The organism is Halogeometricum sp. S3BR5-2, assembly GCF_031624635.1.
In the GTDB taxonomy this organism is placed as follows: Archaea; Halobacteriota; Halobacteria; order Halobacteriales; family Haloferacaceae; genus Halogeometricum; species Halogeometricum luteum.
Window position 1 is genome coordinate 974,056 of the sequence record NZ_JAMQOQ010000001.1, and the last position, 23,672, is coordinate 997,727.

The 23,672-nt window shown below is 71.9% G+C and carries 25 protein-coding genes and 1 pseudogene; 8 read left to right on the forward strand and 18 right to left on the reverse strand.

From position 1 onward, the window contains the following. The first annotated feature begins 6 nt into the window (after window positions 1-6). Complete coding sequence (locus tag NDI79_RS05035; protein ID WP_310927345.1) at window positions 7-705, forward strand: YkgJ family cysteine cluster protein; 699 nt, start codon at window positions 7-9, stop codon at window positions 703-705. 86 nt (window positions 706-791) lie between these two features. Next, complete coding sequence (locus NDI79_RS05040) at window positions 792-1,202, forward strand: TRAM domain-containing protein (RefSeq protein ID WP_310927346.1); 411 nt, start codon at window positions 792-794, stop codon at window positions 1,200-1,202. Window positions 1,203-1,357: 155 nt separating this feature from the next. Here NDI79_RS05040 and NDI79_RS05045 read toward each other — a convergent pair whose 3' ends face one another. Beyond that, on the reverse strand, window positions 1,358-3,085 hold the full coding sequence (locus NDI79_RS05045) for a radical SAM protein (RefSeq protein ID WP_310927347.1): 1,728 nt from the start codon (window positions 3,083-3,085) through the stop codon (window positions 1,358-1,360). Window positions 3,086-3,169: 84 nt separating this feature from the next. Continuing rightward, window positions 3,170-4,015, reverse strand: coding sequence for a DUF429 domain-containing protein (locus NDI79_RS05050; protein ID WP_310927348.1), 846 nt, complete (start codon window positions 4,013-4,015; stop codon window positions 3,170-3,172). Window positions 4,016-4,150: 135 nt separating this feature from the next. Between NDI79_RS05050 and NDI79_RS05055 the strand changes: the two genes are divergently transcribed. The 4 genes and pseudogenes from NDI79_RS05055 to NDI79_RS05070 all read left to right on the forward strand — a co-directional run. Beyond that, complete coding sequence (locus NDI79_RS05055; RefSeq protein ID WP_310927349.1) at window positions 4,151-4,780, forward strand: GNAT family N-acetyltransferase; 630 nt, start codon at window positions 4,151-4,153, stop codon at window positions 4,778-4,780. 85 nt (window positions 4,781-4,865) lie between these two features. Continuing rightward, window positions 4,866-5,651, forward strand: coding sequence for a helix-turn-helix transcriptional regulator (locus NDI79_RS05060; protein WP_310927350.1), 786 nt, complete (start codon window positions 4,866-4,868; stop codon window positions 5,649-5,651). A gap of 458 nt (window positions 5,652-6,109) precedes the next feature. After that, window positions 6,110-6,268: a DUF7559 family protein gene (locus NDI79_RS05065; protein WP_310927351.1), complete on the forward strand. Its 159-nt coding sequence runs from the start codon at window positions 6,110-6,112 to the stop codon at window positions 6,266-6,268. After that, window positions 6,265-6,756: pseudogene (locus NDI79_RS05070) on the forward strand (Hsp20/alpha crystallin family protein); the annotation flags it as partial. The gene NDI79_RS05065 and the pseudogene NDI79_RS05070, both read left to right, overlap by 4 nt. Before the next feature lie 279 nt (window positions 6,757-7,035). Here the strand turns inward: NDI79_RS05070 and NDI79_RS05075 are convergent. The 4 genes from NDI79_RS05075 to NDI79_RS05090 are packed head-to-tail and all read right to left on the reverse strand — an operon-like array spanning window position 7,036 to window position 10,186. Further along, window positions 7,036-8,220, reverse strand: coding sequence for an NAD(P)/FAD-dependent oxidoreductase (locus tag NDI79_RS05075; RefSeq protein WP_310927352.1), 1,185 nt, complete (start codon window positions 8,218-8,220; stop codon window positions 7,036-7,038). Next, window positions 8,217-8,990 carry a creatininase family protein gene (locus NDI79_RS05080; RefSeq protein ID WP_310927353.1) on the reverse strand — a complete coding sequence of 258 codons (774 nt, stop codon included), beginning with the start codon at window positions 8,988-8,990 and terminating at the stop codon, window positions 8,217-8,219. Before NDI79_RS05080 ends, NDI79_RS05075 begins: the two co-directional genes overlap by 4 nt. 50 nt (window positions 8,991-9,040) lie before the next feature. Next, a complete protein-coding gene (locus NDI79_RS05085) occupies window positions 9,041-9,358 on the reverse strand; it encodes a hypothetical protein (RefSeq protein ID WP_310927354.1) in 318 nt (105 codons plus the stop codon). Between the two features lie 45 nt (window positions 9,359-9,403). Next, complete coding sequence (locus NDI79_RS05090) at window positions 9,404-10,186, reverse strand: DUF7388 family protein (RefSeq protein WP_310927355.1); 783 nt, start codon at window positions 10,184-10,186, stop codon at window positions 9,404-9,406. A 208-nt stretch (window positions 10,187-10,394) separates the two neighbouring features. On the opposite strand from NDI79_RS05090, the gene NDI79_RS05095 reads away from it, so the two are divergent. Then, on the forward strand, window positions 10,395-10,919 hold the full coding sequence (locus NDI79_RS05095) for a DoxX family membrane protein (protein ID WP_310927636.1): 525 nt from the start codon (window positions 10,395-10,397) through the stop codon (window positions 10,917-10,919). Window positions 10,920-10,965: 46 nt separating this feature from the next. Here the strand turns inward: NDI79_RS05095 and NDI79_RS05100 are convergent, their stop codons facing one another. The 4 genes from NDI79_RS05100 to NDI79_RS05115 all read right to left on the reverse strand — a co-directional run bounded on the left by NDI79_RS05100 (window position 10,966) and on the right by NDI79_RS05115 (window position 14,503). Continuing rightward, complete coding sequence (locus NDI79_RS05100; protein WP_310927356.1) at window positions 10,966-11,565, reverse strand: NUDIX hydrolase; 600 nt, start codon at window positions 11,563-11,565, stop codon at window positions 10,966-10,968. 76 nt (window positions 11,566-11,641) lie between these two features. Beyond that, window positions 11,642-12,163: a DUF7109 family protein gene (locus tag NDI79_RS05105; protein WP_310927357.1), complete on the reverse strand. Its 522-nt coding sequence runs from the start codon at window positions 12,161-12,163 to the stop codon at window positions 11,642-11,644. Further along, the gene (locus tag NDI79_RS05110) at window positions 12,160-13,257 is read right to left on the reverse strand and encodes a glycosyltransferase family protein (RefSeq protein WP_310927358.1); all 1,098 of its coding nucleotides are present in this window, start codon (window positions 13,255-13,257) and stop codon (window positions 12,160-12,162) included. The genes NDI79_RS05105 and NDI79_RS05110 overlap by 4 nt, the downstream gene beginning before the upstream one ends. Before the next feature lie 49 nt (window positions 13,258-13,306). Then, a complete protein-coding gene (locus tag NDI79_RS05115) occupies window positions 13,307-14,503 on the reverse strand; it encodes an MFS transporter (protein ID WP_310927637.1) in 1,197 nt (398 codons plus the stop codon). 184 nt (window positions 14,504-14,687) lie between these two features. Here NDI79_RS05115 and NDI79_RS05120 point away from each other — a divergent pair, with 184 nt between their 5' ends. Beyond that, the gene (locus NDI79_RS05120) at window positions 14,688-14,858 is read left to right on the forward strand and encodes an HVO_0758 family zinc finger protein (protein ID WP_310927359.1); all 171 of its coding nucleotides are present in this window, start codon (window positions 14,688-14,690) and stop codon (window positions 14,856-14,858) included. A 6-nt stretch (window positions 14,859-14,864) separates the two neighbouring features. Here the strand turns inward: NDI79_RS05120 and NDI79_RS05125 are convergent, their stop codons facing one another. From NDI79_RS05125 to NDI79_RS05160, 8 genes are all read right to left on the reverse strand, one after another. After that, complete coding sequence (locus tag NDI79_RS05125; RefSeq protein ID WP_310927360.1) at window positions 14,865-15,959, reverse strand: aldo/keto reductase; 1,095 nt, start codon at window positions 15,957-15,959, stop codon at window positions 14,865-14,867. A 40-nt stretch (window positions 15,960-15,999) separates the two neighbouring features. Further along, window positions 16,000-17,190, reverse strand: coding sequence for a DHH family phosphoesterase (locus NDI79_RS05130; RefSeq protein ID WP_310927361.1), 1,191 nt, complete (start codon window positions 17,188-17,190; stop codon window positions 16,000-16,002). An 80-nt stretch (window positions 17,191-17,270) separates the two neighbouring features. After that, on the reverse strand, window positions 17,271-18,179 hold the full coding sequence (locus NDI79_RS05135; RefSeq protein ID WP_310927362.1) for an SDR family oxidoreductase: 909 nt from the start codon (window positions 18,177-18,179) through the stop codon (window positions 17,271-17,273). Next, window positions 18,180-18,611, reverse strand: coding sequence for a DUF5791 family protein (locus tag NDI79_RS05140; RefSeq protein ID WP_310927363.1), 432 nt, complete (start codon window positions 18,609-18,611; stop codon window positions 18,180-18,182). A 50-nt stretch (window positions 18,612-18,661) separates the two neighbouring features. After that, window positions 18,662-21,718 carry a DUF7286 family protein gene (locus NDI79_RS05145; protein WP_310927364.1) on the reverse strand — a complete coding sequence of 1,019 codons (3,057 nt, stop codon included), beginning with the start codon at window positions 21,716-21,718 and terminating at the stop codon, window positions 18,662-18,664. Then, window positions 21,718-22,674: a DUF7284 family protein gene (locus tag NDI79_RS05150; RefSeq protein WP_310927365.1), complete on the reverse strand. Its 957-nt coding sequence runs from the start codon at window positions 22,672-22,674 to the stop codon at window positions 21,718-21,720. Before NDI79_RS05150 ends, NDI79_RS05145 begins: the two co-directional genes overlap by 1 nt. After that, window positions 22,665-23,165, reverse strand: a complete 501-nt coding sequence (locus NDI79_RS05155) for a DUF7285 family protein (protein ID WP_310927366.1) — start codon at window positions 23,163-23,165, stop codon at window positions 22,665-22,667. The genes NDI79_RS05150 and NDI79_RS05155 overlap by 10 nt, the downstream gene beginning before the upstream one ends. Further along, entirely contained in the window at window positions 23,143-23,622 is a 480-nt protein-coding gene (locus NDI79_RS05160; RefSeq protein WP_310927367.1) for a DUF7283 family protein, read from the reverse strand. Before NDI79_RS05160 ends, NDI79_RS05155 begins: the two co-directional genes overlap by 23 nt. Between the last annotated feature and the right edge of the window lie 50 nt (window positions 23,623-23,672).

The following is a 23,672-nucleotide window of genomic DNA, read 5'->3' on the forward strand; positions in this document are numbered from 1 at the left end:
GACGGTGTGAGCCACGCCGGACCCAGTCTGGAGGAGGAACTCGAACGCGCCCGCGACCTGTCGGTGTCGGACCTCGCGGACGCCATCGAGTCCATCGGCTTCGAGTGCACCCGGTGCGGCGCCTGCTGTAAGGGACACGGGGAGGAGGGCGACCGGGAACCGCACACCGCGACCGTGTTCCCGGACGAGGTACGGGAGTTGCAGGCGGCGACCGACGACGAACGCGAGTGGCGGGACGTCGCCCGACCGATGCCCTACGGCCTCTCCGAGGGCGACGACGGCCCGGAGGGCGAGACGTTCGAGTGGGCGCTTCAGACCGACGCCTGCGGCGACTGCGTCTTCTACGAGGAGTCCGAGACCGGCGGGGAGACCCGGGGCGCCTGCACCGTCCACGACGACCGACCGCTCATCTGCGAGACGTACCCGTTCAGCGTCGGCCTCGGCGGGACGAGTCAGCCGATGGGCGAAGCCGTAGATGAGGAGGGGATGGTCCGCGCCCACGAGTGCGAGGGCCTCGGCCGCGACATCTCCCGCGGGGACGCCGAGGAACTGGCCGGGGCGCTGAAAGAGCGCGCGGTCCGGGAACTGGAGGAGGCTATCGGCGTCAGGGACGAGTACCGCCCCGTCGACACGGGACCGGGCGAGGTGGTCGTCCACGACTCCGAGGGGGCGAAGCGGCCGGACGGGTCGGTCGTGGACGACTGAAGGGGGCTTCCGACCGTTCGAACGACCCGACTCCGGCGGTACACATTTAACAGTTCCGCGAGAGTTTTGCGTGGAGGTCTATCACGGTGGAAATCTCAGATAAACTCCTGTGTCTGTTCAACACCGACGTGCGCGCGGAGGACGACCGGTACGTGGTCGAGGTTCCGAAGCGCGAAGTCGAGTCCGGCACGGTCGAACCCGGCGAGACGTATCGCGTCGCTCTCATCTCCCGCGAGGCGGTCGAGTCCGACGAGTCGACCGACACGAGTACCGCGTCGACGACGCCCTCGTCCGAACCGCAACCCCCCGTCGAAGTCGGCGAACTGCGCTACGTCGAGATAGAAGACATCGGCAAGCAGGGCGACGGCATCGCCCGCGTCGAACGCGGTTACGTCATCATCGTCCCCGGCGCGGAAGTCGGCGACCGGGTGAAAATAGAGGTGACCGAAGTGAAGTCCAACTTCGCCGTGGGCGAAGTGATAGAGGACGACTTCTGAACCCACCTTTTTGCTGACTCGGGGTCGCTACGCGACCCGCTCGTCGCAAAAAGCTGGACCAAAAAGCTGCCGCGCCTCGCTCGCTGACGCTCGCTCGGCGCGGTCCTAATTCTCTTCTCTTTCCGCACCGCACTGCCCCGCAGACGCCTCTCTTCTCACTCCGCCTTCGGTTCCACCGGGTACGGACCGGTGAACTTCGAGAGGTCCACGTCCGCGACGCTCACCTCGTCCGCGGAGGCGTACGGGCGATTGACGACGATGTCGCCGGCGGTGCGGTTGCCGATGCCCGGGATGGACGTGAGTTCGTCCATGCTCGCCTCGTTCGGGTCCAGCGGATGGGGAACGCCCGTCACGGAGCGGTAGCCGTGGTCGACGATGGCCACGTCGATGGTCTTCCCGAGTTCCAGTTCACCGGGGATGCCCACGAGGAGCGGGTAAGTGCCGAGTTGGCGGCCGAACGTCCGGCCGTCCTGGTGGTATTCGAGGTGGACGTTCGGGAGGACCGTTCCCGCGGGCGCGACGCGTTTCAGCATCGGCCGGTCGATTTCCTCTCGAACTTCCTTCTTGTACTGCTGGAACAGTTTCTTGTGTTCGGCGGCGATGTTCGCGCCGTCCTCGGCCATCTCCGTGCCCTCGAACGCCATCACCTGCCGGATGTTGATGCGTCGGACCATCAGACCGGCGTCGTAGACGCGGTGGAGGAAGCGCTTGTTGTGCGCGAACGTTTCCTCGCGTTCGCCCTTCAGGCCGTGCAGGAGGTTGATGCCGGGCAGGAGTTTCGGCAGGCGATTGGCGGCGCCGTCGCCGTGCGTCGGCGCGTCTTCGGGGGATTCGCCGGGGCGCCAGCCGGCCTCCTCGTTGACGATTTTGACCGCTTCGAAGCACTCGTCGGCGGTGACGTTCAGCGTGTTCTGCTCCTGCACCACGGGGTCGGCGGATTCGAGGCCGAAGGCGGCGGTGTCGCCCGGCGTGTTGTGCTCGGCGATGATTCGGATACACTCGCGGGATTTCTCGGGCCACTCCACCACCGTGATGGGGTTCATGTTGTCGAGGTGAAGCGTCTCCAAGTCGGGCGCCACCTCCCGGATGCCCTCGTACAGTCGCCGGAGGGCGTCGGGGTTCGGCGCCTCGCCGTCGCCGCCGAACGCGAGGATGTCGGCCTGCCGGCCGAGGCGGAAATGTTTCGCCCCCCTGTCGGAGAGATTGCCCACCTCGCGGACGACGGACTCCGGCGTCCGGAACGCCGGGTTGCCGTACATCGGTTCGGTGCAGAACGAGCACCGGTAGGCGCATCCCCGAGAGGTCTCCATCTCGCAGATGAGGTACTCCGGGTGGTTCGGATGCTGTTCGACGACGAACGCCCCCTTCGCGGCCCAGCGGTCGAGTTCGTCGTTGTCGCGGTAGCGGTTGTCGAAGCCCTCCAACTCGTTCGAGACGAGATCGTACGCCGCCGCCTCCACGTCGGCCATCGCGAGGAAGTCGTAGTCGAGGTTCCGCCGCTCCATCTCCTGGGCGCCGGCGTTCTCCTCGCCGACGCCGAAGCGGATTGGGCCGCCCATCACGGAGGTGCCGTCGGCGGTCCACGCGAGTTCGCGCACCTCGTCGGGTTCGGCGGGGGTGCCGCCGACGTACTTGCCGGGGACGGTCATCCCGCCGATGTATATCATCAGGTCGGCGTCGGCCACGTCGGCCCACTTCTGTCTGTCGTCGCGGAGTTCGTCGATGGTGTGGTAGGTGACGTTCTCCTCGGGGACGCCGGCGTCGACGAGGGCCCCGGCCGTGAAGCGCGGGTACGTCGAGATGTACGGCGGCACGCCGAAGTGCGCCGGTTCGTCGACGTAGCCGTCCACGAGCGTCACGGAGAGGTCGGCCGGGTCGGTCATAGGGGAGAGAAAACGGTCGACGGGTAAAACGGTGACTACCTCGGGACTTCGGTGCGGGGGGGTCGAGGCGAAGAGAACGCACGCTCAGACGAAGATGTGTCCCTCGCGCCGCCACGCCGTTCCCGACGGCCGGAGTCGCTCGGCGCTCCGGGTGCGCTCCCACGTCGCCACCGCGGCGACGACGGCGTCGAGGGCGTCACCGTCGGCGTCCGCGACGGCCCGCTTTCGTACGTCGTCGGCGACCGAGACGCCGTCGAGGGCGGCGAGGGCGTCCACGTTCTCCGCCCGTCGCCGCCTCCCCGACTCGTCGTTCGTCTTGTACCGCTCGCGGTGACCGCCGAGGCGGTCCAGCGTCGCGGCGGGGTAGGCTTCGAGCGCCCACGGAAGGTCGGGGTCGGGGTCCCGCATCGGGAGGACGCGCGCCGACCCGGCTTCGACGAGCGGTTTCAGCACGTCGCGGACGCCGTGGAACGTCTGCGCCTTCACGAAGAAGTGGTAGGGCGAGGTGGCTCCGACCGCGCGGTCGGTCTCTCTTCGATAGTACGTCCGGTCTCCCTCCCTTTCGGCGGCGCGTTCGCGCGCCCACGCCGAGAACTCGCTCGCGTCGGCGAACCCGTCCGGGAACCACCGGACGAACGCCGCCCAGTCGTCGACGCCGGCCGCGTCGAGCAGGAACGCCGGGAGGCCGAACGAGAAGTCGAGTCCGAAGGCGGTCCCCCCGCCCGTCTCGGCGAGAAACGACCGGAGCGCCGGCAGGACTGACTCCCGGACGGCGTCGGCTTCGAGGAGGTCCGGCGCGGGAACGCAGGCCTCGACGTCGAGGGCGCCGTCCTCTGCCGTCCCGCGCGCGAGGTATATCGACTCGCCGGCGCGGCGGGCGCCGCTGAAGTCGACGCCGTAGACGGTCGTCGGCGCGCGGAATCCGCTCACGACCGGCGGTTCGGACGGCGGCGGCATAACCTCTCGGACCCCTCCGCCGGTCGCTCCGCGTCGGCCGGCCGTTCGGCGTCCGCCAATTCCGCCGTCACCGAGAGAGGTTTCAGCCCCCCGCGCGGCCGTGTGGGTATGAGCGACGAGGACCGCGCGAGCGGCGAAGCGGCGGACGGACTGACCCTCCGGCCGGTCGACCCCGACGACGCGGCGCGGATTCGAGACATCTACGCCCCGTTCGTCGAGGGGACGGCGGTGACGTTCGCGAGCGAGGTGCCGGACGTCGAGGAGATGCGCGAGGAGATACAGCACAAGCGCGAGGCCGACGATTACCCGTGGTACGTCGCCGAGACGGGCGGAGACGGGAGCGGGGGCGAGGACGGGAGCGTCGTCGGCTACGCCTACGGCGATGCGCTCCGAGAGCGGGACGCCTACCAGTGGGCCGTCGAGACGTCCGTCTACGTCGACCCGGACGCCCAGCGCGGTGGTATCGGGAGCGCGCTGTACGAGCGCCTGTTCGAGACGCTGCGGGCGCAGGGGTACGTCGCCGCCTACGCCGCCCTCGGGATGCCGAACCCCGAGAGCGTCGCGTTCCACGAGGCGACCGGGTTCGACCACCTCGGGACGTTCCCGGCGGCGGGGTTCAAACTCGGCGCGTGGCACGACGTGGAGTGGTACCGTCGACCGCTTCGGGAGGCACCCGCGGACCCCGACCCGCCGCGCCCGGTTTCGACGGTCGACGCCGCGTTTCTCGGTGCGGAATGACGGACCGAAACGGCTCGCCCGAACCGCGACGCGGCGCGGGGCGGGAAACGCACACGACTAAACCGACCCGAGAGATACTCGCGGTATGACACGCGACGACGACGAGCGGCTTCGACGCACCCTCGAACGGCGTTCGGCCGTCGCCTCCCGACTGGCGGCGGCTCCCGCCCGCAAACCCGCGCTCGTCGACGCGCTCGATAGCTCCCGCTCCACGGTCGACCGAGCCATCGACGAACTCGCGGCTGTCGGCTGCGTCCGGCGGGAGGACAGCGAGTACGCGCTGACGACCACCGGTCGCCTCGCGCTCCGAACGTACGAGGGGTACCGGAGCGCGACGGACGCGATCGCGGCGACGACCGAGTTCGTCAACTGCCTGCCCGCCGACGCGCCGCTCGATACGTCCCTCCTCGACGGCGCGTCGGTCAGCATGAGTTCCGAACACGTCCCCGACCAGGCGCTCGCCCCGAGCACCGACCTGTTCAAACGTGCGACGCGAATGCGGGGACTCGCGCCCGTCGTGCTCGGGTTTTATCCGAACACCGTCGCCGAACAGCTTTCGAGGGACGAGTTGACGGTGGAAATCGTCGCGTCCGCGGAGGTGCTCGGGGCGCTGCCGTCGATTCCGGACGTCGGCACCGCGTCGCTCTCGGAGGCGGACGGGCTGTCGCTGTACGAGAGCGGAGGGGAGCTTCCGTACGCGCTCTGGCTGATGGAGACGCCCGAATCGGACTACGCCGGTATCACGGCGTACGACGCGGGAGGCGCCGCCGGCGTCCTCATGAACGACTCGCCGGCGGCCGTCGAGTGGGCCGAATCGGAGTACGAGCGGTACCGCGCCGACGCGAGCGAAGCGAACCCGTTTCGGTCGTGAACACGACTCGGGCGAGCACGGACCGCGAGCGGGCGGTTCGATCAGTCGGTGAGGAATTCACCGCGCTCCGGGAATTACTCGAGACCGTGACGATATACGAGTCGGACGCGTCCGTACGATACGCCCGCTGACGACGGCCCTCCACGACATCAGCGCGGCCCGGTCGGCGGTAACTCGTCCGCCGCCTCCCCCTCTCGGCGGGCGCCCCCGACGCCGACTTCGCCGGTAGCGACCTCCCGAAATCGAGACGCCGAGCGACGCGGCCGTGCCGTCCGCCGTCGTACCGACGGTAGCGTCCGCGGCGGGCCGGAACATCCGTCGACCGGCGCGCTTCGGTGGTCACGAAAGGTCACCGCTCGGCCCGCCGAGCATCACCGAGGGCTGCCGAGGACCGCGACACCGCGGCGAGGTGGGCCGAAGCCCGCGTGTTTATCATCGTGGCGGGGCTAGACGGAGACATGCCTGCGACCCTCGAAGTGAAGTGTACGGATTCGGACTGCGAGATGGATATGTTCGAGATGCACTACACCTACGACATGCCGGACGACGTGGGCGTCGAGGAGTTCGCCTGTCCGTACTGCCGAGGGACCGACTGTCTCGAAGCCATCGAGCTATGAGCGGGTTCAAGGAGTTCGGCGAGTCGGCGGCCCGGAGCGTCCTCGAACGCATCGGCCGCGGCGTCGGCCGGGTGCAGGAGCGGAAACCGCTCCCGTACGACGTCTTGGAGAGCGACGACGCCTACCTCGTCGTCTTCGACGCCCCCGGCGTCCAACGTAGCGACGTGCAGGTGCGCTTTCTGGACGGCGAGGTGCAGGTCCAGATAGACCGCTTCCGCGACTTCCACGAGGGGTTCGAGATGCGCTTCCCCGGCCGCGGCCTCTCGCTGGACGGCAGCGCGAAACTGCCCGACGACGCCGTCGTGGACGCCACGGGCGCCAACGCAACGCTCGCCGCCAACGGGACGCTCCGCGTGGAGATTCCGAAGGACGAACGCGCGCAGGACGTGGCCGTCACCGACGAGGCGGACGCCTCCTCGTCCGACGTGGACGCCACCGGCGCCGGTGCGGGCGCGGAGACGACGATGGGCGAGACGATGGCCCGCGACGACACCGAGGGCGAGACGATGGCCCGCGACGACACCGAGGGCGAGACGATGGCCCGCGACGACACCGAGGGCGAGACGGACCGCGACGACGTCGACAGTTCGGGAGACGGCGCCGGCCTCGACGCCACCGGGTCCTCGACGGACATCGACGCGACGGACGCCGCCGACGGCGTCGGGTCGACGGACTCCGTGGGCGAAGGCGACGATGACGACGAGGACGAAGACGACAACTCCGCCGGCCTCGACCGCTAACCGGGTTCGATTTTGACCTGACGCCGGTCAGTCGACGGTCATCCCCTCGACCACCTCGAACGCTTCACTTCCGTCGAACCGACGCGGGTCGTACGCTTCTTCGACGCTCTCCCCGCCGAGCATCGCGGCCGCGACGGCCTCGCCCGAGGCGGGCGCCCACATGAACCCGTGGCCGTGCCACCCGGTGGCGACGAACACGCCCTCGGCGACTTCGCCGAGCAGCGGCTTTCTGTCGGGCGTCGCCGTGCAGAGGCCCGCCCACGCCCGCGCCACGTCGGCGTCGTAGTTCGCCCGGCGGTCGAGGACGCCCGTCGCCGCCTCGACGAACCAGTCGTCGCCGTCGCGGGACCACTCGTCGGGGTCGAACTCGACGGCCTCGGTGCCGTCGCCCGCGAGGAGGCCCTCGGGGTGCGGGCGGAAGTACGCCCCCGCCGTCGCGTCGTAGCAGATGGGACCGTCGTAGGGACGGCGGCTGACGAGCGCCTGCACCCGGTAGGGTTTCGTCGCGAGGGGGACGCCCGCCGCCGCGAGCACCCGCTTGGTGTGCGCGCCCGCCGCGACGAGCACCGAGTCGTACCGCTCGGTCACCGCGCCGCCCGGACGGACGACGCCCGGCGGGTCGGCGCGGACTCCTACCTCCTCGCCCGTCCGAATCTCGACGCCCGCCGCGCGGGCGCGGTCGGCCGCCGCCTCGACGTAGGAGGCCGGGTCGGTCCACATCGCGTCCGCGGCGACGGCGGCCGTCCCCACGTCGTCGGTTCGGAGGGCGTCGCCGAACCGCTCTCGAAGACCGGCGCCGTCCGTCGTCGTCACGTCGCGGCCGTGGGCGCGCATCCGCTCGGCCGTCTCGGCGACGGCCTCGCCGGTCCGCCCGTCGTCCGCGCGGGCGAGGAACACGTACGGGCAGGGCGTCGTGGAGAAGTCGTTCGCGTCGTCGGCGTCGAACGCGCGGAACCGCGAGAGGGCGCGCGCGGCCATCCGCACGTCCACGTCCTCGGCGTAGGCGTCGTAGAGGATGCCGGCGGCGCGCGAGGAAGACCCCGCGCCGACGGCGTCGCCGCGTTCGTACGCCGTCACCGCCGCGCCCGCCGCCGCGAGGTCGGCCGCGGCCGTGAGTCCGACCGCGCCCGCGCCGACGACGGCGACTCGCCGGCCCGACCCGTCCGGAATCTCGAACGGCCGCGCGAAGTCGTCTTCTCGTTCTCCCGTCATCGGTGCTCCGCCGGCAGCAGCGACTCGAACGACCGCTCCGAGAGCCAGTCGATAAGGGTCTCTAAGTCCTCCTGCGCCTCGGTCAGGAGTCGCTCCCCCGCCTCGGCGGACGCGCGGGTGGGGCGTCCGACGGCGCCGCTGTCGGTGAACTCCGCGGCGTCGACGGGCAGCGACGCGCCCGCGACGGTCGTTCCCCACGAGTCCGCGCCCTCCTCTTCCGCCGCCGCGAGGGCGTCCTCGCGAACGAGTTCGGGCGCGGCCGCGTAGACCATGCTCGTCTCCATCTCGTCGGCGTGCCCGATTCCCTCGGTGCCGAACAACTCCTCCGCCGTCCCGTCGAGATTCGACCACCAGTTCCACGGGACGACGAACGCCGTCTCCTCGCTCCGAAGGCGGCGGGCGGCGCGTTCGAGGGCGTCGTCGTTGCCGCCGTGGCCGTTGGCGACGACGACTTTTCGAAGGCCGTGGGCCGCGAGGCTCTCGACGGTCTCCTCGACGTACGCCGCGAACGTCTCCGGCGAGACGGCGAGCGTTCCGTCGAACTGCCGGTGGTGGTCGCTCACGCCGACGGGAATCGGCGGCAGGAGGATGGCGTCCTCGCGGTCGACCGACTGGGCGACTGCGCGGGCGGCGAGGTAGTCGGTGCCGAGGGGGAGCGCCGGTCCGTGCTGTTCTATCGCGCCCGTCGGCAGGACGGCGACCGAGGCGTCCTCGAATCGCTCGGCGGCGGTGGTCGTCGTGTGCTCCTGAAGGTGCGGCGAACGTTCCATCGTAGTCGTCGCTCGTCCGGACGCTACTTATTCTTCGACGAATCGGCGGTTCAGACGGCGGTCGTGAGGAGATACCCGGCGACGACCGAGAGGAGCAGTCCGCCCGCGACGACGCCCGCGACTTCGAACCAGCGGCGGGGCGCGCGGTCGCTCCCGCGGTCCACCGAATCCGGGCGAACGTAGAGAAGCGCGCCGAACGCGCCCGAGACGACGGCCGCGCCGAACCAGCCGGCCACCTCGACAGAGAGACCCGCCGAGAGCAGCCCCCACCCGGAGAGTGCGAGGAAGTAGAGCGCCGGGACCGCCTGCGTCAGCGCGAGGAAGTCCGCGCGAGCGATTCGGACGGGAGCGGACTCGGTCGACTCCATGAGAGGACGACGTGTCGGACGAGTAATAAGATGTCGGACGCGAGACTACTCCGAGAACTCCTCGACGCCGCGGGCGGGGTAGCCGACGACGAGGTCCGCGCCCGCCTCCTTTATCGAGGAGACGCGGTCGCGGACCGTCTCGACGTCGCCGACGAGGGCGTAGTCGCGGACGGCTTTCCCGAGCACCTCGCGGGCGCGGCCCTCGGCCCGGGCGTCCGTCGCCGCGTCGGACGGGAGCGCCTTCGCCACGGGCCGGCGGCGGGCGGCGTAGGCGCCGACGCCGTCCAGAATCTCGTCCTCGTCGTCGGCGAGCACCGTCGGCGCGTAGACGGCGATTTCGCCGTCGTACCCCGTCGCGCGGAGGGCGCGGAGGTCCGCCTCCGTCGACCGCGAGAGCAGTTCGTACTGCGTCCCGCCGGCGGCGAGGGCGACGCGTTCGACGCCCTCGGTACCGACCCACGCGTCCGGCGCGCGTTCGAGGCCGGCGGCGAGGCGCGGCGCGACGGCGCGGCGGCGTTCCTCCTCGGAGAGGTAGGCGGCGTGGCCGGCGACGAAGACGCGGCGAACGTCTTGCGGAACCCAGTCCCAGAGGCTGTCGTCCCCCGTCGGGTCGAAGCCGTCGGCGCGGACGGGCATCGTGAGGCGGACCTCTCGGTCGGCCGCGAGTTCGCGCAGCACCTCGGCGTCCGGGAGGTGCTCGCGGCCCTCGTAGTCGACGGCGACGGTGTCGAACGGCGTGTCGAGGGCCGCCCGCACGTCGCACTCTTTCGGCTTCAGGGCCACCGCGTCGAGACCCGTCCGCGAGACGGCGCACTCACCGGTCAACATCGTGTATCACTACTCACGGGAAGAGAACTATCGTCGTCGCGGAACTCGATCCATCGTCTGTGCGACCATGTGACCTCTCGTTGCCGACCGGACGGCATAAACGCGTCGCTCAGGGTCACTTCTTGCCTACGGGCGTTTTCACGAACTGGGACTCGGTTCCGAGTTACTTGTCCCTTCCCCCGCAACGACTAGGTGTGTGGTGAGCACGATGGCGACCGACGCGTCGGTACGACCGCGAGAACTGCTCGATTTCGACCTCGGGAACACGGCGGCCGGTTACTGGGTGGCGGTGCTGCGCGTCGTCACCGGCTACTGGTTCCTGCAGTCGGGGCTCGGAAAACTGCTGGCGGCCGAACCGTTCGACGCCACCGGATGGCTGGTGAACGGGACGCAGGGGAGTCCCGTCCACGGCTTCTTCGCGTGGGTCGGCGGGACGCCGTGGCTGATGGAGGTGGTGAACGTCGCCGTGCCCGTCGGGGAGACGCTCATCGGACTGGGTCTCCTCCTCGGCGCCCTGGTCCGACTGGCCAGCCTGTTCGGGGCGTTCCTGATGACGTGGTTCTACCTCGGGAACGCCGAGTGGGGGCACGGACTGGTCAACGGCGACCTGTTCGGTCTGCTGCTGTTCGTCACCCTCGGCCTCCTCGGCGCGGGGCGCGTCCTCGGCGTGGACGCCTACCTCGAACGGATGGAGTTCGGGCGGACGCGCGCGGCGAAGGCCGTCCTCGGTTGAGGGGGAGCGAGCGGCCGCGGCCGCGCGTCTCTGTTCTTCTGTGACCCTACAGCGGCAGTTCCGCGTCCGGGTCGACCACCCGGTCGGGTTCGGGCGGCGCCTCCCAGTCGGTGGCGAGTTCGAGCAGTTGGACGAGCATCCGACCCGTCGCCCCCCAGACGGTGTAGCCGTCGACGTGGAAGAAGTGGATGCGGTGGTCGCCGTACTGGGGGTGCATCCGCTGTTCGGACTCGTAGTTGTCCAGATTCGTCAGGTCCGACTCCGCGAGGACGGCTATCTCGGCCACCTCGCGTTCGTCGGGGTCGTACTCCCTGTCGGGGACGCGCGCGACGAACGGCGTCACGGAGTAGTCGGTGACGGTGCCGATGTCGTCGAGTCGGCCGAAGAACTCGACTTCGTCGCGGAGGAGGCCGATCTCCTCGTACGCCTCGCGGAGCGCCGTCTCGCGCAGGTCCTCGTCGCTCGGTTCCCGGCCGCCGCCGGGGAAACTCATCTGGCCGGGGTGCTCGCCGAGGTGGTCCGCCCGCTTCGTGAACAGGACGTGGTCCTCGCCGTCGCGGACGAGGACGGGGGCGACGACGGCCGCCTGCCGGTCCGCGTCCGCTACCGTCTCGGCGTCGTGCGACGACACCCGCGAGAGGTCCATGGTGGTTCGAACCGTCGGAGGCGCTTAGCCTTAGCTCTCGCGGCGAGCCGACTTCTATGCGGATTAAACGGGATAGTCAGTCGAGCGCTGCCTCTAACCGCGAGCGAACCGACTCGACGTCTGTGCCTGTCTCGCCGCTCACGTCCACGTTCGCGCCGTCGGATGCCCACAGTTCCGCGTCGTAGGTCACGTCGAGGAGACGTTCGATGCGCGCCTCGTCGCCCGCCCTGACGGCCGCCTCGGCGTCCCGCCGCAGGCGGGCGAGGGCCGCGTCGGCGGCCGCCCCGCGGTCGACCGTTCGCCGGTCCAGGTCGAGGATGTGCGGCAGGTCCTCGGCGTTCTCGGGGAGCGACGGGAACGCCGCCGGGCCGGGGACGAGGAGTTCGGCGCCGTCGCCGTCGCCGTCGCGGTCGTACGCGACGAGGTAGTACTCGCGCACCGCGTCCTCCACCGCCGCCGACAGCGCCTCCGCGTCGGCGTCCCGCCCCTGCTTGAACGCGAGTTCGTCCAGCGCGCGCCGGAGTTCCGCCCGGGAGAGCGCACCGAACAGGTCGACGACGCCGGCGAGGTCGTCGTACAGCGCCTCGGCGTCGGTCACGACGACACCTCCTCGGCGTCTCGCTCGGCGGCGGCGACGACGTCCGCGGGGTCGAACGGCGCGTCCGACCACGCGGGCAGGCGGCGGTCCTCGCCCTCGGGTTCGACCACGGCGTCGGCGTAGGCGGCCACCTGTTCGCGCTCGCCCGCCCGGTCGAACGCGAAGTCGTTGAACGCCGCGTCGGCGGCGTACTGGTCGACCAGTCGGAGCGCCGCCTCGCGGTAGCGGTCGGGGAGCGTCCCGAAGTCGGGGTCGACGCCGCGGTCCGCGAGCGTCCGGAACAGCGTCTCGCCGACCGACTCGCTCATATCGGAGAGGCCGGTCGGCCCGGAGACGGCCCGGTGGTCGTGCTCGTAGGCGCCGAGGTCCACCTGCGCCGTCCCGTCGAAGCCGACGGCGTCGAACGCGCCGCCGAGGACGCCGACTTCGAGCCCCCACGACCGCGGCGCGCGGAGCGACCGGGCCACCTCGCTCGTCGCGGCGAACTCGCCGGAGAGCGCGTACCGGAAGGCGTCGAGGTAGTCGACGACGGGCGCGCGCGTCTCGTCGGCCAGCGCGCGGACCAGCGGCGCGTAGAACAGGCGGAACAGCCGACCGTACAGGCGGCCGTCCTCGACGCGGGCGTAGTAGCCCTTCGAGAAGCCGTAGCCGTGAGCGAGGGGGAAGAGCAGGCGGGGGACGTACGAGCGGTCGTACGTCTTCGTGTCGGCGTCGTGGACGACGACGAACTCCTCCTCGGCGGCGCGGCCGAGGGCCAGCCATACGTCGCGTCCCTTTCCCCTGACTCCGTTCAGTCCCTCCGCGTCGAGCAGGTCCGAGACGCGCGGCCCGTCGCACCACAGCACTTCGAGGGGGAGGTCGTACTCCGAGAGCCACTCGCGGAACGGTCCGACGCGCTCGGCCGGCGCGCGGAGGGGGACGACCACGCGGGCGGGGTCGACGCCTTCGAGCGTCGAGAGGACGCGGTCGGCCGCCAGCCCCGCGTACTCGCGTTCGGTCATCGGGACGACCACCGCCGCCCGCGCCGTCGGCGCGTCGGGCACCGGGTCCGAGAGGTCGTGAAGCGTCGTCACCCGCTCCTGCACGTACTCCATCGGCCGACAGTGAGGACCGCCCGAAGAAAAGCGGGCGGGTCTCCGTCCGTCAGTTCGGGAGTCTGTCGAGACGCTGGAGTGCGAGCAGCGCGCTCACGACGACGGCGAGGCCGAGCGAGAGCCCCGTGAAGATGGCGTCGTACGAGAGGCCGCCGGGCGGAAGCGGTTCGACGACCGGCAGCAGGGCCGTCGCGGCGCGGACGACGTCGTAGGCGCCGTGGCCCTCGCGGAGCACCCCGACGGCGGAGGACCCCGTGGCCTGCACGATCATCATCCCGGCGGAGTAGACGGCGTAGGCGCTGCCGCGGTGTTGGTCGGGGAGCGTGTCGAGCAGGTAGGTGTCGAGCGCCGGAAAGAGGCTGTGAACGACGTAGCCGACGACGGCCGTGAGGAGGAGGATGGGGACGAGGCTGGTGGCCGCCGTCAGCGCGAGGACGGCGACGACGAACACGACGACGATGGAGAGGAGATACGGCACCTGCGGCAGGCGGTCGGCGAGGCGCCCCGAGACGAAGAAGGCGGGGACGCCCGCGGCGAACAGCAGCGTCAGCGTGTTCTTCGCCGTCGCGCTTCCCAGCCCCTTCGTCTGCATGTACAGTTCGTAGAAGTTGAACAGCCCCTGCCAGACGAACCCGGTGGTGCCGAGGATGGCGACGCCGAGGAGGATGACCCGCCACTGGGCCCGCGCGGCGCCGAGGAGGTCCCTGTCGGCCGCGCCCGCCGCCGGGAGTTCGGTGCGCCGGGCGGTGCGGTAGAAGGCGACGGTGGCGAGGAAGGCGGCGACGCCGATACAGACGAAGACGACGCGCCACTCGACGAACACGGAGAGGACGAGCGTGACGAACGGCGCGGCGATGACGGCGGCGAGTTGGGCGGCGGTGCCGTGGATTCCCAGCGCCCGCCCGACGCGCTCGGGGTAGAGTTCGCTCACGAGGGGGTTGGCGGCGACCAAGTAGACGCCCGAGGAGAGGCCCATCAGGAGGGCGCCGGCGCCCACCATGACGATGGAGTCGGCGGCAGCGGTGAACGCGGAGGCGACGGTGAGTATCCCGCCGGTGGCGAGGACGACGCGGTGGCGGGGGACGCGTGTCAGGAGCCACCCGGTCGGGAGGCGGGGGACGGCGCTGCCGACCCACACGAGCGTCGCGACGAGGCCGGCCGTCGCCTCCCCGATGCCGAAGACGGCGATGAACTCCTCTAAGAGGGGGGCGAATATCACCCGCGCGAGGTTGACGAGCAGCACCATCGAGCAGAGCGTTCCGAACAGCCGACCTCGTGACACGCCCGTGCGTTTCGCTCCGGGGGGGTCAAGCGTTCCGGAACGCCGCTCCCGCGCTCTGACCCGCCCTCGAAACCGCCCGACGACGAGCGTGCGAATCGGTGTCATCTCCCAGCGACTTTTTAAGTAACGCTGACAAAACCCAAGCGGTATGAAAACGACGCGGAAGGGGTTGCGCGAGGGGGAACTGGAGAAAGATACGTACGACCGCCTCGCGTGCAGCGAGTGCGGGGAGACGCTGAAGACGCGGAACGACCCCGAGGAGGTGTTCTCGGTTCGGACCTGTCCCGACTGCGGCACCGAGTGGAAGGAACTGGGCTGAGCGCGTCTACTCGAACACCGCGTCGAACGCGCGGGCGCCGAGCGGTTCGAAGGTGCCGGCGGCGACGTTCTCCGCGACGTGTTCGGGCGACCCGGTGCCGACGAGGGCACCCGTGACGCCGGGTGCGCTCCGCGCGAAGTTGAGCGCTCGCTGCGCGGGCGTCTCCCCCGAGAGCTGTTCGTCTATCGGCGAGGGAATCGAGTCGACGAGGTCGCCCTGCGAGAGGCTGGCGCTGGCGAACGCGTCGAGGCCGCTCTCCTGGACGTACCTGAGCGCGCTCACGTCCTCGTCCTCCTCGGGGTGGCGGTGCGCCTCGACGGTGAACGCGTCGGCCATCCGCACGTTGAACGGGAGTTGGACGGCCGCGAACCCGCAGTCGTCGGCGCCCGCGGACTCCGCGGCGCGTTCGGCGCGCGCGACGACTTCCGGCAGCGAGAGATAGCTGTCGTGGCCGCGCGGGACGCGGAACGCCTCCCACGTCGCCACGCCGTAGACGCCCAACTCGCCCGCGAGGCGGCGCTCCTCAAGCGTCTCGAACGCCGCCTCCAACTGGTCGTAGACGTCCTCTCTCGACCGCTCGGTCAACTGCGTCTCGGGATTGTGGACGTAGTAGCAGTCGATTTTCTCGACCCGGAGGTTCTCCAGCGAGCGGTCGAACATCGCGTCCAGAAAGCCGGGCGCGATGCAGTGGCTCCCGCGGGCCAAGTCGTCGGCGTCGACGAGGCCGGTCCGGACGAACTCGTCGCGGACGTACGCGCCGGGGTCGTCGGGGCGCGAGCCGTCGAACGGGACGAACCCGCCCTTCGTCGCGACGACGACTTCCTCGCGGGAGACGTCCGCGGCTTCGAGGGCGTCGCCGACGGCGCGTTCGCTGCGCTGACAGCGGTAGTTTATCGCCGTGTCGAGGAGGTTGACGCCCGATTCGAGCGCCTCCGTCATCGCCTCGCGGTAGCGTACGTCGGCCTCGTCCGTCGGGTCGCCGAGGTAGGTGCCGAGGCCGATGCTGGAGACGACGCCCGGCCCGAACCGACGGAAGTACGTCCGCGCGAACGCGTCGCCGAATCGGTCGCGATACTCCCACGTGCCGGCTGTCGTCGCCATGGGCGGGGTAGGGCGCGGGCGGGTAAACGCGCTCTGGTCGTCACACGTCGCCCGACATCGCCTCGAACAGGCGCTCGCAGAGCGTCGTCCGGGCGAGGGCGTCGCCGCCGTCGGTGAGGATGCGGCCGTCTCGCTGGGGAATCTGCCCGCCGCCCATGCGGGCGTGGCCGCCGGCGGAGGCGCCGGGGACGTTGTCGAGGGCGTGTTCGAGCGTCCGCCCCATGTGGACCCGGTCGTCGCGGGAGCGACCCGAGAGGAAGAGCGTGCCGTCGCGTTCGCCGCAGACGACGACGGCGGTGACGCCCTCCAACTGGATGAGTTCGTCCGCCGCCTGCGGGATGGCGTCGACGTTCGACAGCGTGCCGACGTCGCTGACGGCGAACGGGCCGCGCACGTCCCGGCCGGCGATGGCGCGCGCCTTCAGTTCGAGCACTTCTTTAGACACCTCGGGGTTGGCCACCCGGTCGAGCACGTCCTCGTCGACGCCGGGGTAGAGGTAGCCCGCGGCGGTGAAGTCGTCGGCCGAACAGCCCGCGGTGAGCCGCTTCGTGTCGGTGAGGATGCCGTAGAGCAGTCCCGTCGCCACCATCGAGGGGACGGTGTACTCGGTGCCGACTTCGCTGGCGTGACGGTCCGGCGGGACCGGCCGCGCGCCGACGTCGCGGAAGTACTCCGCGACGATGCTCGAACAGGCGCCGTAGTCGGTCCGCACGTCGGTGAACCGCTCGCCCGTCCCGTCGCCGGGGTGGTGGTCGACGACGGCGAACGGGAGGACGCCGTCGGCGCCGGCGAACCCGCGCGGGCGATTGTGGTCCACGAGGACGACGTCGCCGGCCGCGAGGTCCGTGACGTGGTCGATGGATTCCAAATCGAGGTCCAACACCGTCTCGAACGCGCGGTTCTCCTGGTGTCGTATCTGTCCGGTGTACTGGATGTGCGCGGTCGCGCCGACCTGTTCGGCGAGACAGGCGACGCCGATGGCCGCGGCCATCGAGTCGGGGTCCGGGTTGGGATGCATCAGCACCGCCACCTCGTCCAACTCCGACAACCGCTCCAGAAATCGGGTCCCGGTCGGACGCTTGAAGTGCAGGGTGACGTACAGACCGCCGACAAGCGCCACCGCGGCGACGACGATAGCCACGACTAACCCCGGATGGTCCGCGAGGACGGATCGGGCCCCACCCACCACCTGCGCGACCCCCGTCGCGCCGACGGCTGCCCTCGGATCCATACCGTGCGGTCCCGTGCCACACGTATGAAGATTCCCTTTGTTTCACCGTCACGAGAACGACAGTATGTGGGGAGAAAACGCTAGCCCGCGCCGCCGTCCGCGCGGTAGTCGTCTATCGCCGCGCGGTAGCCCTCCCGGAAGGTGGGGTAGGCGAACTCGTAGCCGAGTTCCCGGAGGCGGCCGTTCGAGCACCGTTTGCTCGTCAGAATCCGCCGCCGCGCCGCCTCCGAGAGGTCGCCGTCGGCCAGGCGGTCCTCCTTCGTCCGCTTGTCCGGTCGGGCGACGCCGCACTCGTCGGCCAACCAGTCGGCGAACGACCACTTGGCGACGGGTTCGTCGTCGACGACGAGGAGCGTGTCCGTCCCGCGGGCGCCCTCGTCCGAGAGGAGAAAGCGCACCGCGCCGGCGGCGTCGTCGCGGTGGACCATGTTGAGATACCCCTCCGTGACCGGTCCGGAGAGATAGCGGTCGAGGCGGTAACGGTCCGGGCCGTACAGGCCGGCGAAGCGCGCGACGGCGCCGTCGATGCCCGCCTCGGCGGCCCCCTCGACGGCGACGCGTTCGGCCTCCGCGAGGACGCGCGTCTTGTCCGTCGTCGGGTCCAGCGGCGTCTCCTCGTCGACCCAGTCGCCCCCGTGGTCGCCGTAGACGCCCGTCGAGGAGGTGTAGACGAGTCGCTCCGGCGGCGACTCGCGGTCCCCGTATTCGTCGAGGACGTTCCGCAGACCGTCGACGTAGACCCGTCGGGCGGCGTCGGCGCCGCGGCCGCCGGAACTCGCGGCGAAGACGACCCAGTCGGCGTCCGGGAGCGAGGAGAGCGACTCGGGGTCAGTCGCGTCGGCGCGCGCCGGGTCGAGGCCCGCCGATTCGACGGCCGCGAGGCCGTCGTCCGAGCGACGGACGCCCGTCACGTCGTGGCCGTCGCTCGCCAGTTGTCGGCCGAGTTCGAGGCCGACGTAGCCGCACCCGACGATGACTGCGCGGGCCATCTACCGGTCGTTCCGCTCGGCGATGTAGCCGTGGATGGCCGCCAACTGTTCGAGCGTCATCGCGTTCCGGCCCTCCAGCGCCTGCTGTATCTCCTGCCCGGAGAGACCGAGGTCGACGTTCGAGGCGATGGTGTCCACGTCGAGGACGCCCGTCGTCATCCCGAGGAGGAGGTGGTCGCGGAGTTCGAGCACGATGGCCTCTTGGTCGGGGTACTCCTCCGAGAGCGCCAACAGCGCGGCCGCGTCCTCGACGCGCATGTCGGGCGCGGGGCCGTCGGCGACGGCGGCGACCTGTTCCTCGTCGACGTCGGCGTCCGCCGCCGCCGCCTCGACGCCGACCGAGTCGACGACGGTCCGAATCTGCGCCTCGTAGGCTTCCCGCAACTCAGCCGGCGAGAGCGACGCCGGGTCGTCGGCCGCGTCGTAGAGCATACCCCCACTCGCCGCGCCGCGGGCAAAACGGTTTCCGTACTCCTCCGCGCTCACTCCCGCGGACACCGCCCCGTCGGCGTGTCGCACCGCGGTCCCGGCGCCGCGCCGGACCACGCCGGGGACGCCTCGAACGCGTCGCCGTCGACGTCGCCGACGCCGTTGCCGGCGGGCGGGACGACGGCGACGACGACAGTCCGCACCTCGAAGCCGATTCGCCCGTTCGAGCCGACGACCTCCCGACTTCCGTCGCCGTCGACGTCTAACCGGACGACCGACCCGTCGCGGACGTACGTCGTCGGCACGGCGCCGCCGCCCGCTGAGACGGCGAAACGGGCGTACGCGCCGCGTGCCTCGACGATCCAGAGGTTCGTCGTCGCGACCCACGGGTTCAGCGTCGGCGAGAGCGGAAGCCCCGCCGGAACAGACCCGAGCGTGCCGTTCAGCGCGCGGTCGGTCAGGCGGTCGGCGCCGCGAGAGGCCGCCTCGGTCGTCAGTTCCGTCGCGAGCGTCCGCGTCCGGGAGGCGGTGTCGTTCGCGGCCGCTTCCGGGACGCGGACTCCCGGCGCGGTCGTCGCCCCGCGCAACTCGACTCTGAGCGCCGTGGCGAGTCGGTCCCGCGCCGCGCCGTCCTCGACGTCGGCCTCGGCGGCGACGGCGGCCGCGAGCGACCCGTTCGACGCGGCGACGGCGCGCCCCCCCGGCCCGTCCCAGCGTGCGAGCGCGACATCCACCGCCTCGGCGCTCTCTCGACGCGTCAGCGTCGTCTCGCGTCGAACCGCGATTGCCGCTCGGAGTCGAACGGCGGTCAGTGACCGGTCGACCTCCGCCGCGAGTCGGTCCCGCCGGCCGCGGAGCGTCGCGTCCTCGCGGACGGCGAGCGTCCGGTCGGCGGCGACGAGCGCCCGCCCCGCCGTGCGGAGCGAGACCCCGCCGCCGCCGAACACCGCGCCGACGACCGAGTCCGCGAGGTCGCCGTACGGCAGGGTGAACAGGTTGGTGTTCCGCGCCGCCAGCGGGGTGTACGTCGCGCCGTCCGCGACGCCGTCGACCCCCGCGCCGCCGACGCCGGACAGCGAGAGGTACGCCGGGTCGCCGTCGGGGACGAACGCGTCGGGGTCGGCGGGGTTGACGGGGTCCACAGCATCCGAGTCGTTCTCGGCCGCGCGACTGGCGAGCGCCCTCCTCACCGCGTCCGCGTCCACGTCGCGGGAGGCGAGCGCATCCCGCAGTCGGTCGTTCCGCCCGCCCGCCGCCGCGGCGCGTTCGTCCAGCGCCGCGAGCACCCGGTCGAGGTACGCCGCGCGCGCCGCGACGCGGGTTCGGTCGGCGACGCCGTCGTACTCGGCCGGCGCGTCCACCAGTTCCGCGCGTCGGGCGCGGACCGCCGCCGCGAGTTCGGCCGCCGCGTTGGCGTGACCGGTCGCCGCGTCCCGCGCGGCCACCTCGACGGAGACGTTCCGAACCCGTTCGCGGAGTCCCGCGACGTCCGCGTACACCCACCCGCGGAGGGCTTCGGGACGCTCGCCGAGGTGACCCGTCGACGCTCCCGGAACGCCGACGTCGCCGTCGCCGTCTCTCCCGGCGTCGAGGGCCGCCCGACGGGCGACTGCGTCGGCGCCGCCCCGGTCGGCCAGCGCCTCCCTCGTCGCTCGCGGGACGCCGGCGAGGTTCGGCCCCGAGAGGGCGCCGCCCCGGTCGAACAAGGGGGTCACCGGCCGGTCCGGGCCGGGAAGCGGGCGGAGCGACGCGACGACGGCGACGCGGACGCGGTAGCTGTCGTGCCAGCGCGCCGTCGTCGCCCGTCTGGTGCCGTTCCGCGCCCACGTCCGCGAGACGGTGCGGCGCACCACGACCCGTCGAGCGGTCGTCTCGAAGGCGCGTTCGCCGACGCCGACGGCCGGCGGGGAGGCGGGCGCCTCGGCCGCGCCGACCGACACCTCGGCGCTCAGGTCCTCGTCGACGAGCGTCCACTCGCTCGATTCGCCCGACGCGGACGGCGGGTCGGGAGCCGGCTTCCGCCCCTCGTCCGCGTCGGTCACCGCCGAGACGACGGTCTGGTCCGTAGTGTAGCCGTCGCGGCGGAGCGAATCGAGCGTCGGCGCGCCGTTCCCGCCACCGTCCCCGAGCAACGCCAGAAAGGCGTCGTCTGCGGTGCCGCCGACGCTCGCGGAGAACGTCTGCGTCGACAGCGGCGGGGGTGACGGATTCGGACGCGGTGCGGCGTCGACGAGTCGGTCGGTTGCGCGTCCGCCGACGACGGACGGGAGCGCGTCGGAGAGCCCGGTTCGGAGCGTCGCCGCGCGGACTCCCCGGCCGGCGTCGGGGTCGGCTCGGCCGAAGGAGGCACGCTGCGCCGCGAGGACGCCCGCGTTCGTCGAGAGTTCGACGTGACGGTTGGCGACGACGTTGTCGACGGGCGCGCCGGCGTGCTGGGCGAGGCCGCGCGCCTCCGCGACGGCGAGCAGTCCGGCCGTCGTCCGGCGCTTCAGTCCCGGCGCGTACACCGGCGAGCGGTTCAGTCGCCGCTGGAAGTCGGCGGTCCGGTCGTGGAGCGCGAGCACCGGAACCACGACGGTCACGCGGCGCGAGACGGTTCGCTCGGCGACGACGCGCCCGTTTCGCGCGGCGACCAGCGAGACGTTCCGGACCGTCGCCGTCAGCGACCGGCCGCCGTCGACCGGCGACACGGAGACGTCGTGCAACGCCGGTCGGACTCCCGTCTCCGAAACCGCCGGGAGCGACGCCCGCGCCACCGCGTCCCCGCGGCGGTGTTCCACCGTCGACAGCGCCTCGCGGGCCGAGAGCGCGATTCTGAGTCGCAGGTAGTCGCGAAAGGTCCGATTCCCGTCGAGGGCGCGACCGACCGTCGTGTTCGCCGGCGTCGTCACCGGGTCGGCGGCGGCCGCCTCGGCCGCGTCGCGGACCGCCACCCGAAGCGCGGCGGTCGTCTCGGCGTCGGCGCGGTCCATCGCGACGTCGACCGAGTCGTCCACGACGCCGGCGCCCGGCGAGGCGAGCGACGCCGCGAACGTCGAACTCCCGACGAGGAGGAGTACGCCGACGAGGGCGAACGGGACTCGCGCTCGCTCGTCGTCCGCGAGGCGCATCAGCGACCGCCCTCCGCTCGCGAGTCGGCGGGTTCTCTCGCGCCTCCGCGCCCCCCTCCGTCGGCGTCCCACGCGCGGACGACGATTCGCACCTCGGAGGCCGAGACGGCGGCCGCGGCCGCCTCGGGGGAGTCGTAGCGCGCCCGCAGGTCTGACTCGACGCGGGGAGCGAGCGCGGACGCGAGGCGGCGGTTCGCCGTCCCCGTGTCCGCGTCGTCGACGTCGTCGGTCACCGGAGCGTCCAGTTCCGCGGCGAGGCGGGCGTAGCGGTACCGCGCGAACGTCGAGACGGGAGCGTCGTCGCGGAGTGCGAGTCGCATCCGGGTCGCGGGAACCAGCACCTCGACGGTGCGGTCGGCGACGGCGCCCGACAGCGACGCGAAATCGCGCGTCTCGTCGGGGGAGAGCGGCTTCGCGCCGGTGGGGACGGTGAGCGTCGCCGCGTCGACCGCCGCGCCGTCGGGCGGGGCGCCGCCGACGGCGACCCGGCCCTCGACCGGCGCGCCGGGATACGGCCGCCAGAGGGCGTCGACTCGGAGGCCGACGGTCGAAATCCTCTCCTGGACGGCGCCGTCGACGGCCCTCCGCAGGTCGTCCCGCGCGTGCGTTACGGGAGCACCGTCGAAGCCGGCCGTCCCGACGGCGGCCCGAGCGAGGAGGCCGCCGAGCGACCCGCGCGTCGTCCGTCGGAACTCCGGGCCGGCCGTGCGCTCGAAGCGGACGCTCCCGTGTTCGTCCGCGTCCGCTCGCACGTTCGCCCGGCGCGCCCCCGGCGCGAGCGAGTAGTTCACCGTGGCGGTGCTCGTCGCGAGGACGGCGGCGACGGCGTCCGGTCGGTCGTCCTCGACGACCGCCGAGTCCGCGCGAGCCCCGGCGTCGGCGGCGGTGACGCCGAGGACGGCGGCGCCGAGGAGGAGGAAGAACACCGCGGCGTCGACGGCGGCGTTCACGACCACACCGCCACCGAGAGCCGTCCGGGTTCGACGCAACCGGGGCCGAGTCGAACGCTGACGAGGCGACCGGCGCGGTCGATGCGGTCCGCGTGGCCCGTCGGCTTCGTGCGGTCCGCGCGACCCGTCGCGGCCGACGCCGCCGGGGGAACGGCGGGGCCGGCGTGCCATACCCGGTCGTCGGCGACGAGCGTGACGTTGACTCGGCGCCCGGCGGGGCGGTAGTCAGGAGTCCCGGAGAGACGGTCCGGCGCGACCACGCCGCCGTCGCTCGCCGCGTCCGCGACGCGGTCCAGCGTCGGGTCAGCCGCATCCCGTTCGTCGACGACCGGCACCGCGCCGGCGAGGACGGTCGCGTAGAGGCTCACACCGGCGCAGACGGCGAAGAGGGCGGCGAGAGCGGCGACGGACGACGCCTGCGCGCGGGCCCCCCGACCGCTCGCGTCGCCTCCCAGCGCTCGCTCCGCCGACGGCTCACGCGTCGACGAGGACGACATCGACCCCCTCCCAGGTCGTCGTGCGGACGAGAAGCGTGCGGTCCACCGCGCGCCACGGCGCGTCGCCGGCGCGGGCGCGGGCGTCGACGACCGCCTGTCGGAACGCCTCCGGGTCGTCGTAGACGTCGGCGGGGTGCGCGCCGTGCACCACGTCGCGGAGCCGCGAGTCGCCCGGCGGTACGGGCGTGACCGGGCCGAACGCGAGCGTGGCGTGCGCGGTCCCCGCGTCGTTCCGGAGGGCGAGTCGTCGCGGGCGGAGTCTGACCGCCGTCGCGTCCAATGGGTGTTCGGCCGTCGAGGCGTACTCGGCGGCCGCGGCGCGGTCCACCGTCGCGGCCGCCGACTCGGCGTTCGGCGGCGGCGCCGTGGGCAGTCCCGAGGCGGCGCCGACGAGGGCGACGCCCGCGAGCGAGAGTCCGAGCCACGCGTACCACGCGTCGAGCGGTAGGTCGAGCATGGACCGTCTGGCCGCGGGTTCGTATATAAACGCTCGGCGCGGTGGGTCTC